We start from the raw sequence: 12,067 nt of genomic DNA on the forward strand, positions 1-12,067 counted from the left end.
GCCCCTCTACTTTAAGCGAATTTTGGGGTCCAACCAGCGGTAGGACAGATCGACGAGAAAATTAATCGATATAACGGCAAATGCAATCAGCACGACCATGCCTTGAATGAGCGGATAATCGCGGTTGGCGATCGCCGTAATAAGAAGCCGGCCCATCCCGGGGAGCGTGAATACCTGCTCGATTACCAGGCTCCCCGCAAGAATTTCGCCGAAATTCATGCCGACGACCGTGATCACCGGAATCAGCGCATTTTTCAGCACGTGCTTGTAATGGATCGTAAACTCCGTCAGCCCCTTGCTGTAAGCGGTCCGCACGTAATCGAGACCGAGCTGCTCCAGCATCGTCGTCCGCAAATACCGCACCACGATGGCGATTTGCGGAACCGCGACGGCCACGGCGGGCAGCAGCAGCGATTTGAACGCAAGCCACGGGTCCTCCGACCAAGGGACGAAGCGGCTCACGGACACCCATTTTAACGTCAGGCCAAACAGCAAAATAAGGACGATGCCCGACCAGAACGACGGCACGGCCAGCCCGAGCTGCGTCCCGATCGAGACGATCAGGTCCGCCGCTTTTCCCCGCGCCCGCGCTGCTGCAATCCCGAGCGGGATCGAGACGACGACCGTCATCGCAAGCGACATTAGCGCCAGCGACAAGGTGACGGGGATGCGCCCGCCGATCAAGTCCAGCACCGGCGTGGCGAAGCGCAGCGACTCCCCGAAATCGAGCACCGCGACGCCTTTCAGCCACCGCGCAAGCTGCTCGAACAGCGGCACGTCCGCACCCAGCTTGGCCTGCAGCGCCTCCACCTGCTCCGGGGTCGCTTCCGTCCCCAGGATCGCCAGCGCCGGATTGCCGGGAATGATCCGAAAAGCGGAAAACGTCAGCAAAATGACGAGTACGACGGTCAAAAGCAGCGTTATGATCCGGCGCGTCACATATCTGTAGTCCATCGGCGCTCTCTCCTGCTACCGGGTCAAATAAACCGACGACATATCCTGCACATACAACGGATACTGCTTATAGCCGGACAGCGTCTTCTTGAGTGCAACGTTGAGGTTCGGGTCCATGATGTAGACGGCCGCAGCCTCCTTGGTTAGAATCGTCTGCGCCTGCTTATACGCCTCCGCCCGTTTGTTCGGATCGAGCTCGGTCAAGCCTTGCTTTAACGCTTTGTCGAATTCCGGGCTTTTGTAATTGAAGAAATTGTTTTTGGAATCCGATGCGTATTTGTTCAAAATGTCGTTCGGATCGAGCTTTCCGTCCAGCCCGATAATCGTCAGATCGTAGTCCCGGCCCTTGTACACCCGGTCCAGCCATACCGCCCATTCGACCGGCTCGATCTTCAGCTTGATGCCGACTTTGCCGAGCTGCTGCGCGATCACCTGCGCCGTATCGACGTGGAACTGGTAGTTGGACGGCACGGACAGCGTCGCGGAGAAGCCGTCCTTGTAGCCGGCCTCGGCGAGCAGGCTCTTCGCCTTCTCGGTGCTGTATTTGTACGTGTCCTGCAGGCCGTCCAAATAATACCGGCTCATGATCGGGCTCATGTTCGAGCCGAGCTTCGTGCCTTTGCCGAGCGCGACGCCCTTGATGATCTCGTCCCGGTCGACCGCGTAGTTGATCGCCTGCCGCACCCGGATATCGTCGAACGGCTTCTTCGCGATATTGTAGGTCATGAGCTGCACGAGGTTTTGCGGCGCGCTGATGGTTTGAAATTCGGGGCCGAGCCCCTCCAGCTTTTCCGTGCCGATGCGGGGGAAAATGTCCGCTTCGCCCGACTTCAAGGCCGCGAGCGCCGCTTCCTGATCCGGAATGATGCGGAATTCGACCTTATCCAGGGACGGCACGTCTTTGACGTAATAGTCCTTGTTTTTCTCGATGACGAGGCGCTGTCCCGGCAAATATTCGACGAATCGGAACGGGCCGGTGCCGACCGGCTTTTTGTTGGCGTCTTGGTAACCCTTCGGAATGACGGACGCTGTCAGCGAGGTCAGGAACGACGCATTGTTTTCCTTGAGCTTGATCACGACCGTCACCGCATCCGGCGCTTCGATCGACTGTACGCTGGCGAACGCGGGCGAGAGCGGCTTGCCTGTCTCTTTGCCGGCCAGACGTTCGTAGGAATACTTGACATCCTCGGCCGTCACCGCGTTTCCGTTGTGAAACTTGACGCCCTCCCACAGCTTGAACGTGTAGGTCAGCCCATCCGGTGCAATATCGTAGGACTTGGCAATAGCCGGGTAAATCTCGCCTTTTTCGTTCGGCTTCAGCAGGCCTTCGTAGACGTTGAACATCATTTCCGACGTGCCGGCGGCTACCGCCAGATGCGGGTCCAGATAGTCCGGGTCTTGAGGAACGATGACGACGACGCTGCCTCCGTTGACTTTTTCCCCGGCCCCGGCCGCCTTGGCCGGCTGCGCGGTTTCTCCGCCCGAGCCCGCCGCAGGCTTGCCGCTTCCGCTGCATGCGGCAAGCAGAATCATAATTGCCAGACCAGTCATGGCCGTAAAAAGCTTTCTATTATTTCGCTGACGTTTCATTGTGCATGTCCCCCCGCTCGTTCTTGCCTCATTTTGATGATCCGCCAATCCGGCCTTTTACCTGTGCACGATGTCCGGCACCGCCTCGATGGAAGCGATCGTCGGCTCGTGGACAAGCTCCTCGATCCCGAGCCGGCCGAACCGGTTGATCAGCACCGCGTCCATGCCGACCCGGGAGCTGCCGACGACATCGTCGTAATAATTGTCCCCGACGTACAGGCAATCGTCAGGCGAAACGTCCGCCGCCCTCAGAGCGCAGAGGAAAATTTCTTTGCCCGGCTTCTCCGAGCCGACCTCGGATGAAATGACGATGTGGTCGAAGTAGCCGATCAGCCCGTTATCCTCCAGCACGTGCCGTGCTGTCGCGTCCCAATTGCTGATGAGGCCTACGCCGACGGCATGCTTTCTCAGCCGTTCCAGCACCGTGCTTGTATACGGGAACGACAGCCATTTCCGCTGCGACAAGCCCTGAATTTCGCGCATACGCCCGCACTGCCTGTGTAGGTCGAAGTGAAAGCCAAGTCTGTAGTTCACGACACCCAAATACCAAGGAAAAAACGTCTGCGCTTCTTTGCCCAGCGCCCCCGGATATTCCCGCATGAACAGCTTGTCGGTCAAGTGGTACGCCCGTTCCACTTCGCTTAACGGAACGTCCGCCCCCTGCTCCCGCACAAACTGCCGGTAGACCTCCTCCCTTTGCTGATAAACGAGCGTGTAGCCCAGATCGAACCAAACGAACGATTTGCCCATGGGTTCCTCCCGATGATGTATCAAAGCTCCTTTATCTTGTTTCTTGCGCCGACCGGACGATCGGCAGCAGCACGTGCGATGGATGCAGCCGGTCATGATAGACCGTTTGCGTCGCGGTCGCGAAGTCGGCCTCCGTTGCTTCCCCCGGCGGCATAAACCGGTTCGGATTCCGGTCGAACGTCGGGAACAGCGAGCTGGTTACGTCCACGCGGATCGCATGACGCTTCTTGAACACGATCGCCGTCGGACCGAGCGGAATTTCGTAGCGGACGATTTCTCCCGGCGTTACCGGCTGCGGATGCTCCAGCGAATGGCGGAAGGAGGCTCGCACGATGCCCTCCGCTATGTTGTACGCCCGGCCGTCCGGGTGAACGTCGACCAGCTTCACGACAAAATCGGTGTCCTCCGCCGTCGTCGCCGCGTACAGGACGGCCGTTACGTTTCCTTCAACGGCGACCTCTTCCTCAAGCGTCACCGACGTATAGACCAGGACGTCGTTGCGCACCTCGACGGGCAGCTGGTTTTTCGGCCCCATCGGGGTCAGCTCCGGCACAGCGCCCGACCGCCCTCCGAGCGCAGGCACCGGAATCGACGGATGGTAGACGAACGTGTCCGGATGCTCGGCTTCGGGCGGCTCCTCGGTTAACGCGCCGTCGCCGCTCACCGAGTTGGCCCGGCTTGCGCTGCGCAAATAAAAGGGCGTCTCCGCCGCAGACTGCGGCGGCCACTGCTCCGCCTGCTTCCAGCGGTTGTCCCCCATGACGAAGTATTGAACCGGAGCGACGCCGCTCCATTGCGAGGCATCTTCCTTCAGCCAGCGGCCGAACCATTCGAGCTGCAGCCGGTCGATCCGGTTGGCCGCTTCCGGCCCGAAATCAAGCTCGCCCACGTACCTCGACCACGGCATATGGTACCACGGCTCGACGATCAGGTACTGATTGTCCCGCGCCTGAGCCGTCGCTCCCTGCGCCCGCACGCCGTTAAAATTTTCAATCGTACCGTCGACGAACAGATCGTACCAGCCGCCGACATGCAGCGCAGGCACTTCAATCGCGCCGTACCGCTCCCGCAGTGAGCGGGCCGTCCAATACGGGCCGCGGACGGGATGCTCCAGCCATTCCCGGTAATAAGGCGCCAGCTCCTCGCGGATCGCCGCCGTCCGCTTCAGCGGCAAGGAACGGTACACCCCATGGATGCCGGCCAGACTTGCCGCGAGCTCGGCGGCCCAATCGGTCCGGCCCTTACGCAGCGCGGTGTCCTGGGCGACGAACAATACCCACGACTGGATGCTGGCCAAGGCGAACGCGCCGCTGCGGTACGTTTTCCCTTGATACGAATCGGACCCGATCATCGCTGGCGCGATACAGGTCAAGTGCGGAGGCCGGCTGTCCGCCGCCAGCCACTGCACGGCGGCGGCGTACGAGAAGCCGTACATCCCGACCTTCGGGAGCGCATAGGGCAGCCCGGCCGCCCATTCGATCGTGTCATATCCGTCTTCCGCTTCCGTCCGGTAAGGCTGAAATTCGCCTTCCGACTCCCACCGTCCGCGGGTGTCCTGCACGATCACGACATAGCCGTGCTGTGCATACCAGGACGGATGCGCATAATTCATCGTCTGCGCGTCGGCCTTATTGTACGGTGTCCGCATCAGCAGCACGGGATGCCGCTCCGGCGAATCCGGCCGGTAAATGTCGGCGTATAGCGTCACGCCGTCGCGCATCGGCACGGGAACATGTTTTTCCGTGATGATTTGGTCTATCGGTATCCGATTCGTCATAGCTTGATTCCGTCTCCCTGCCGTACGTTTTTGAGATCCCGGTGCGACAGCAAGCCACCCCCGCCCTCCGCCAACCGGACGGCGCGCGCGATCGCTTCCGCCACGACCTGCGCCGACACCGCCCCGACGACGTCGACCGAAGCGTCCACCCCGCCGGTCGAGGCCGCGAATACGGCATCGCCATCGTACATCGTATGGACCGGATAGATCGTGCGGGCGAAGCCGTCGTGCGTCATCTCCGCCACTTTCTTGAGCTCGGCTTTCGTCAGGTTGGCGTTGCTTGCGACGACGGCCAGCGTCGTGTTGGTGCCCTTCGGCACCTCCGTAAACGAGAAGGGCTTGCGGATAAGCAGCTCGTGGCTGTCCTCCAGACGGCCGTCCGCGCTCAGCGGTCCCGCCAGCACTTCACGGGTCGCGGGGTCCCGCACTTCGCCAAGCGCGTTCACGGCAACGACGGCCCCGATCACCAGCCCCCCGGGCAGCCGGACGGAGGCCGAGCCGAGCCCGGACTTCATCGCTTTGGCGAACCCGCCAATCTTCCCGACCGAAGCGCCGCAGCCCGCGCCGACGTTGCCCTCCTGCACCGGAGCGTCCGTGGCGCGGCTCGCCGCCGCATAGCCCATGGCCTTATCGGGCCGGACCTTCGGATCGCCGACGGACAAATCGAACAGCACGGCGGCCGGGACAATCGGCACGATGCCGTAGCCGACGTCAGCGCCGATCCCCCGCCCCTCCAAATAGGCGGCTATGCCTGTCGCCGAGTCCAAGCCGTAGCCCGAGCCTCCGCTTAGGCAGATCGCATGCACGCGGTCCACCAGGCAGGTCGGGTCCAGCAAATCGGTCTCCCGCGTGCCGGGCGCCGAGCCGCGCACATCGACGCTGCACAGCGCCCCCTTCTCCCATACAATGGCTGTACAGCCCGTCCATGCCCGGGGATCATGCGCATGTCCCACCTTCGTACCGGGTACATCCACAAGCGAACCCGCCGTTGTCATCTCATCGCCTCCAAGACATCTCAAGAACAAAAAAGCACAAAAAAAAGATGCAGCTCGCCCCAAGGCGCAAACTACATCTCCGGTTGTCCGGTCGCTTTTTAAATTCCAATCGATTTAGTCGGTTATTTTGACATCCATACTAGCACAGCTCTCAACTTCCGGTCAATATCCTTTTAACTCCTCAATTTGGCTCGCTCATCCTACCTTCCTGTTCGCAAACGGACCTCCGGACCTGCGGGTAAACAGATCTGCAGACGCGTCACAAAACGACTTCTCCGGTATATCATCAGGATGTCGCCATCAAAAAGCTTCGCCGGCCGGGCCGGGATTCCCTAGCACATGCTCTGGCCGAATAAGAAAGGAGCGTATCTCCATGCAGCAAACTACCATGAATGACATGGCTTTAGCCCCAAAACGGAGCGCCTTCGAACGATTCACCAAGAGGGCGGTATGGCCCGCTTACGCCGGCTGCGTTTGGGCGATCGTCTATGCGGTGTTCGTCCGGTTCTATCAAGCGGCCGGAGGAGCAATAGGCATGTCGGGGCAGCCCAGAAACCCTGAGCTGGGGTTATATATGGCAAGCTATCTTGCGGGCGTATTGATCTTGATATGCGGATTTATACTGCTTGGTCTCGTCAAGCCATGGGGACGGACCGTTCCGGCATGGGTGCCGTGGATTGCGGGGAAACCGATCCCCCGAGCGGTTATTTTAATCCCCACCCTCCTCTGCACAGCCTTCTTGCTTGCGCATGGAGCGGCCGGAATCGTCACGAGAGCCCTTTTTCTAGCCGGTATCATCGCCATCAACCTGCCGGAGCAGTACTGGATCGACATCGATCTACACAGCATGGCTTTATGGGATCTGCTGGTTTACGAGCCGTGGTTTCTCGTTATGGGCCTATTGTCCGGCTTAACGGCCGCTCACTACGCGCAGGCTTCCGGTGTTTCATTGCCCGCTTTGCGACGCGGCACGACGCTTTACTTGATATTCGTCGTCCTCCTGACCATGCTGTTCACGTGCTCGATCGCCTTTGATTTTGTCGATAAAATAAGCTTTTAACCACTCACAACAGCGGAAAACGCAGCTGCCAAAAAAGCGGCTGCTTTGTCCGTCTTAGACGGTACAAGGTTTTTACAGCAAATTTGGCATTGACAACGAAAACAAGCCCGGATTATGATACAGATGATTCGTATTCCTAGTATTTCCATCGAAATTATTAATCATCATTATTAATCATCGACCAGTCCACTGGAGAGACATGATTGTGCTACGCCTTCGAAGCTTTCCCGCTTCGCGGCTCGGTGCATTGATGTCTTTTTTTATGAACTCATTTATTTCATCTGCTGCGGAGGGATTAGCATGTCGCTAGACAACATCGAAATCGACGAGCAATGGTTAAAGGAAATCGCCGAATTTCCCTTGGTGGAAGCGCTGTTCGGCCGACGTTCCCGGCGTTTTTTCCGGGGGGCGGAAATTCCGGACGGAACGCTCGCCTATACATCCGAGCATGAGCCGCTGCCGCTCGACAATCTTGAGAAGCTGCTCATATTGCTTGCGGTCGGGGGCGTCACCGGATGGCACCATTCCGTCACCCGGCACGACCGGTATAAACCGCATTTATCCAATTATTCCGGATCGGCTTCGGGAAGGACGTTCCCTTCGGCCGCCGGCTTCCATACGTCGGAAATCTTTTTCACGGACGATACGGGAACGTATATTTTCCAGACGAGAGACGCCAAACCGGAAGCGGAGCGTCAAGAAGACGGCCGGCACAGCATCACCGAACTCATCGACAAGTACAAAAAGCGCATCCGCAAAATTTCGAACAAGCGGCTGCACATTCCGAACTATGAGCCCTACATGGAAGGGCACAATTCTTGGGTCGCCAATCGGCCCGGCACGTTCCTTGCGTTTCCCGTCGGCGATCTGGCGCAGCATACGATTGCCAACCTGTGCTTTTATGTGCAGAACGGGCTGAGCATCTACGACGACGTGAACCACCGGAAAATCCCGGGACTCGAGCCATTCGCCGACATCATCGACGTGGAAAATCCGCTGCCGCTGACGTTCCTGGACCAATATTCGCTGGCCGAGTTGTCGGCCGAATTGTCCACGGCTACCTACGCGGGTATGCTGATGCAGCAGGCGCTCGGGCTCGGAGGCTGGATGTTCGACGGCATCGACCGGCTGACGGTGCTGGGCGCAAGCGGCGACCCGGAGGTGCCCGGGCTCGGCTTCCGGTACGATACGGACGAGCGCTGGCCGCTGCCGAATCCGACCGGGCTCGAAGGCGTATTCGTCTCGTACACGCCGCCTCATTTCAAAGACATGCGCGCCGCCGTCGACGCATTCTGCGAGCGCAAGTTCGGCCCGAACGGCCCGTTCCATCCGGACACGCCGGGACCATGGAAGGACCCGCGCAAAGTAAGAAGCAGCGCGCAGGTGCACGACGAGCAGTTCCGCGCCGCCGTGGCACATATCGCGCAGTATGTGTACGACACGTTCGGCAAATTCCCGGCCACCGTGCCGTCGGTGTACTCGCTGATGTATTTGCAGACGCATCATCTCGACTTGGACTATTACGACAAGTTTTTCGGGCCGCACTCCTATTTGCGCACCCATGCGGAGCATCTGGAGAAGCGGCACGGCATCAAAAGATAACGATCGCCAAAACAAAAGCTGCCCCCTCCGAGCATACGCCGATCGAGCGGCAGGCTCCTTGAGGGGGCACCCTTGTGCCTAAGAATGTTTTTCCATGAACATATTGCTTTCAATATTTGCATTTGGGAAAATTTTGCAAAAACAACCATTTGCCTTATGATCAATAAGTATAATTGTCCATTCGGGAGGGACACGGATTATGTCGTCAACCCGTCTGCTTATTTTGGGCGTTCTGCTCAAACGTCAACCGATTCACGGATACGATGTGCGCAAGGAGCTGGAAATTTGGCATGCCGGCAAGTGGGCGAACATCGCTTACGGGTCCATCTATTTTGCGCTGAATAAAATGGCTTCCGAAGGGCTTGCGGAAACGGCCTCCTCCGAGCAAATCATCGAAAATAAAAAAGGGCCTGCCCGAATCGCTTACCAAGTTACCGAGAAGGGAAAGCAGGAATTCGAGCGGCTGCTGGACAAGGCCATATGGGAATACAAGCCGGAGTTCGATTCGTTCCACATCGCGCTGATGTTCATGAACCGCATTTCGAAGGAGCATCTGCTCGGCGCCTTCCGGCATCGGATCAACCTGCTCCGCGCCGATATTGAGAGCTTTAAAGCCACCGCCGATTTCAACCTTTTTCCCGCCAATTCTCCGCATTATTTAAGCGAAAATTTGCGGCTCTTCTCGGCGCGGCTGGAAGCCGAGCTGCGGTGGATCGAAGGCATGATCAACAAACTCGAGCAAGGCTTGCTGTTCTGAACCGAACTTAATGCGAATTTATACAATACTGCATAATTCGTTGCATTCCCTATCGAAACGATCGAAAAGGAGCGGATGCGATGAACAGCTCCCAGCATCCGTCGTCCTGAAAGAAACCACGTTTGCTCCCCGACGTTTACGCATGACCCTGCTGCATCGTCAGCCGGCCGCAGCGATTTTCCGCCGGCTGGCGGCTTGAATCCTCACAGCCATGAAAGCCGCGATGAAACAGGTTAAGCCCGCCAACATAAACGGCAGCGTATAGCTGCCCAGCCAATCGCGCAAAACACCCGCGGAATAGGCGGCCGTCGACGCGCCGATCTGGTGGGCGACCACAACCCAGCCGAAAATCATACCCGCGCGCTCTTTGCCGAAAGCATCCGTCGTAAGCTTCACGGTCGGCGGGACGGTCGCGATCCAATCGAGGCCGTAAAACACGGCGAACACAAGCAGATGCGTCGGACCTAGCCCCAGCGCCTGAGGCAGGTAAATAAGCGAAAGCCCCCGGAGCGCATAATACCAGAACAGCAGCCACCGGTTGTCGAAACGGTCGGAGAGCCAGCCCGACAGCGTAGTGCCCACCAGATCAAAAACGCCCATCAGCGCGAGCAGTCCGGCCCCGGTCACCATTGAGATGTCGAAATCGCCGCAGGCGGGAATCAAGTGCGTCCCGATCAAGCCGTTCGTTGTGAAGCCGCAGAAAAAGAACGTGCCCGCCAGCAGCCAAAAGGTTAAGCTGCGAGAAGCCAAACGAAGCGAGATTAGCGGCTCCAGAAACAAGTTTCCGCGAAACGGACTCGGCTTCACCAATTGCTCCTCGCCATAAGGCGCGGCGCCCACCTCATACGGATGATTCCGCATCCAGATGACGACTATCGGCAGCAATATCAGGAGGGCGGCTACTGCCGCATAAGCGGAATACCGCCAGCCGAGCTCCTCCGTTATTTTGGCAAGCAGAGGCAGGAACAGCAGCTGTCCCGTAGCCGCGCTTGCAGTAAGCATTCCCACGACGAGCCCTTTTCGTTTGACAAACCACCGGTTGGCTACCGTTACGCCAAGCACGTTGGCGAGGGTACCCGTCCCGATGCCCGCCACGATGCCCCATACAAGCTCAAACTGCCACAAGGAAGTCATGAAGGGGGTCAAGGACAGGCTCACGGCCAGCAGCAGCAGCGAGATCGCCATCGTCCGGCGAATCCCCAGCTTTTCCATCCATGCCGCCGCAAAAGGTCCGATCAAGCCGTACAAGAGAATATTGGTCGCTACGACTGTCGATATATCGGAGCGGCTCCAGCCAAACTCTTCTTGAAAAGGCAGCATAAAAAGGCTTGGCACGGAGCGGATTCCCGCCGATATCAGCAAGGTTACGAACACGATTAGGACGACGACCCACCCATAATACATTTTGGATGGTTCCGATCCGCTTTTCATCATCATCCACCCTCCTTGTCAACAAAATGCGTTCTACCGTTAACCCCTTTGCAGGGTATTATTACGATACGACAATTCGCAGCATCGGTAAAATTGAAATTATCGAACCAATCCATTGATTTTTATGATAGTATGGAACCAGACCTCACCGTAAGGCTGGTGTAATCATGGAAATACGTCATTTTATCACGTTCAAAAAAATTATCGAATGCGGCAGCTTCACCCATGCGGCCGAGCAATTGGGATACACCCAATCCACCGTCACCTCGCACATTCAAGCGCTGGAAACCCATTTGGGCGCCCCTTTATTTGACCGGCTGGGACGAAAAATCCGCTTGACGGAAACCGGCAGCCGCCTTTTGCAGTATTCGCAGGAAATGCTAAAAACGTATGAGAAAATCGAAAATATGGCTAACGAAACGGGAGAGTTGAAAGGTGAGCTGCGGATTGCCGCTCCGGAATCGCTGACCGTCTATCGCCTGGAGCCGGTTTTAAGAGAGTATCGAAAACGATTTCCGCACGTCAGCATCAGGCTGAGCAACGCGACGTGCGGAGCCAACAAAAGAGCGCTGCTGAGCGGGGACGCGGATGTCGCCTTTCTCATCGTTCCGGAGCTTCAGGAGAGCGATCTGGTCGTGCATCCGTTAGCGGAAGAGCCGATTGTCATCATCGGAAGTCCCGATCATCCGATCACCACCTTGGACAGCCGTTATCACAACCGGACGCTGGAGGAATGCCTCATCGCCAACGAGCGGGACTGCAGCTACCGGACAATGTTTGAAGAGTATTTGCGAGACAGGCACATTACCCCCTCGCACATTATGGAGCTCTGGAGCATCGAAGCGATGAAGCGCTGCGTCGCCAGCGGCTTGGGCTTCGCCTGCCTGCCCCTGCTGGCCGTAATGGAAGAGCTGCGCGACCATAAACTTAAGCTTATTCCGTTCGAAGGAAGCCTCAGCAAGGTGTTCTCCCAAATGATTTATCACAAAAACAAATGGCTCTCCCCGGCCTTGGCCGCGTTTATCGAAATCACGCTGAAACATGCGAAGGACTGGTCCTACGAAGAGTATGCAGGTTAAGCCGTGCATGCAAGCTCAAAAGCCTCATACCGGTGATAGCGCCGGGCATGAGGCTTTTTGGGCATCTTATGT

The 12,067-nt window shown here is 57.9% G+C and carries 10 protein-coding genes; 4 read left to right on the forward strand and 6 right to left on the reverse strand.

From position 1 onward, the window contains the following. Positions 1-6: 6 nt before the first annotated feature. From KQX66_RS19580 to KQX66_RS19600, 5 genes are read right to left on the reverse strand one after another with little or no spacing between them, the layout of a single operon-like run. Complete coding sequence (locus tag KQX66_RS19580) at positions 7-954, reverse strand: ABC transporter permease (RefSeq protein ID WP_216794498.1); 948 nt, start codon at positions 952-954, stop codon at positions 7-9. A 15-nt stretch (positions 955-969) separates the two neighbouring features. Continuing rightward, positions 970-2,544: an ABC transporter substrate-binding protein gene (locus tag KQX66_RS19585; protein WP_216794499.1), complete on the reverse strand. Its 1,575-nt coding sequence runs from the start codon at positions 2,542-2,544 to the stop codon at positions 970-972. Between the two features lie 57 nt (positions 2,545-2,601). Beyond that, the gene (locus tag KQX66_RS19590; protein WP_216794500.1) at positions 2,602-3,294 is read right to left on the reverse strand and encodes an HAD family hydrolase; all 693 of its coding nucleotides are present in this window, start codon (positions 3,292-3,294) and stop codon (positions 2,602-2,604) included. A gap of 31 nt (positions 3,295-3,325) precedes the next feature. After that, positions 3,326-5,071 (reverse strand): CocE/NonD family hydrolase, encoded by a 1,746-nt coding sequence (locus KQX66_RS19595; RefSeq protein WP_216794501.1) that lies wholly within the window; start codon positions 5,069-5,071, stop codon positions 3,326-3,328. Next, positions 5,068-6,066, reverse strand: a complete 999-nt coding sequence (locus KQX66_RS19600; RefSeq protein WP_216794502.1) for a P1 family peptidase — start codon at positions 6,064-6,066, stop codon at positions 5,068-5,070. The genes KQX66_RS19595 and KQX66_RS19600 overlap by 4 nt, the downstream gene beginning before the upstream one ends. A gap of 373 nt (positions 6,067-6,439) precedes the next feature. Between KQX66_RS19600 and KQX66_RS19605 the strand changes: the two genes are divergently transcribed. The 3 genes from KQX66_RS19605 to KQX66_RS19615 all read left to right on the forward strand — a co-directional run bounded on the left by KQX66_RS19605 (position 6,440) and on the right by KQX66_RS19615 (position 9,485). After that, positions 6,440-7,126 carry a DUF3995 domain-containing protein gene (locus tag KQX66_RS19605; RefSeq protein WP_216794503.1) on the forward strand — a complete coding sequence of 229 codons (687 nt, stop codon included), beginning with the start codon at positions 6,440-6,442 and terminating at the stop codon, positions 7,124-7,126. Positions 7,127-7,426: 300 nt separating this feature from the next. Continuing rightward, positions 7,427-8,728 (forward strand): hypothetical protein, encoded by a 1,302-nt coding sequence (locus KQX66_RS19610; RefSeq protein WP_216794504.1) that lies wholly within the window; start codon positions 7,427-7,429, stop codon positions 8,726-8,728. 199 nt (positions 8,729-8,927) lie between these two features. Beyond that, a complete protein-coding gene (locus KQX66_RS19615; RefSeq protein WP_216794505.1) occupies positions 8,928-9,485 on the forward strand; it encodes a PadR family transcriptional regulator in 558 nt (185 codons plus the stop codon). Positions 9,486-9,644: 159 nt separating this feature from the next. Here the strand turns inward: KQX66_RS19615 and KQX66_RS19620 are convergent, their stop codons facing one another. Further along, positions 9,645-10,919, reverse strand: a complete 1,275-nt coding sequence (locus KQX66_RS19620) for an MFS transporter (RefSeq protein WP_306665883.1) — start codon at positions 10,917-10,919, stop codon at positions 9,645-9,647. 164 nt (positions 10,920-11,083) lie between these two features. Between KQX66_RS19620 and KQX66_RS19625 the strand changes: the two genes are divergently transcribed. Beyond that, positions 11,084-11,995, forward strand: coding sequence for a LysR family transcriptional regulator (locus KQX66_RS19625; protein WP_216794506.1), 912 nt, complete (start codon positions 11,084-11,086; stop codon positions 11,993-11,995). The last annotated feature ends 72 nt before the right edge of the window (positions 11,996-12,067 follow it).

The organism is Paenibacillus oleatilyticus (assembly GCF_018998565.1).
Lineage (GTDB): Bacteria > Bacillota > Bacilli > Paenibacillales > NBRC-103111 > Paenibacillus_G > Paenibacillus_G oleatilyticus.

Coding starts and splice junctions, on each gene's coding strand:
- KQX66_RS19595 (WP_216794501.1), bottom strand. CDS start 5,071: ATGACGAATCGGATACCGATAGACCAAATCATCACGGAAAAACATGTT.
- KQX66_RS19605 (WP_216794503.1), top strand. CDS start 6,440: ATGCAGCAAACTACCATGAATGACATGGCTTTAGCCCCAAAACGGAGC.
- KQX66_RS19580 (WP_216794498.1), bottom strand. CDS start 954: ATGGACTACAGATATGTGACGCGCCGGATCATAACGCTGCTTTTGACC.
- KQX66_RS19625 (WP_216794506.1), top strand. CDS start 11,084: ATGGAAATACGTCATTTTATCACGTTCAAAAAAATTATCGAATGCGGC.
- KQX66_RS19585 (WP_216794499.1), bottom strand. CDS start 2,544: ATGAAACGTCAGCGAAATAATAGAAAGCTTTTTACGGCCATGACTGGT.
- KQX66_RS19615 (WP_216794505.1), top strand. CDS start 8,928: ATGTCGTCAACCCGTCTGCTTATTTTGGGCGTTCTGCTCAAACGTCAA.
- KQX66_RS19590 (WP_216794500.1), bottom strand. CDS start 3,294: ATGGGCAAATCGTTCGTTTGGTTCGATCTGGGCTACACGCTCGTTTAT.
- KQX66_RS19610 (WP_216794504.1), top strand. CDS start 7,427: ATGTCGCTAGACAACATCGAAATCGACGAGCAATGGTTAAAGGAAATC.
- KQX66_RS19620 (WP_306665883.1), bottom strand. CDS start 10,919: ATGATGAAAAGCGGATCGGAACCATCCAAAATGTATTATGGGTGGGTC.
- KQX66_RS19600 (WP_216794502.1), bottom strand. CDS start 6,066: ATGACAACGGCGGGTTCGCTTGTGGATGTACCCGGTACGAAGGTGGGA.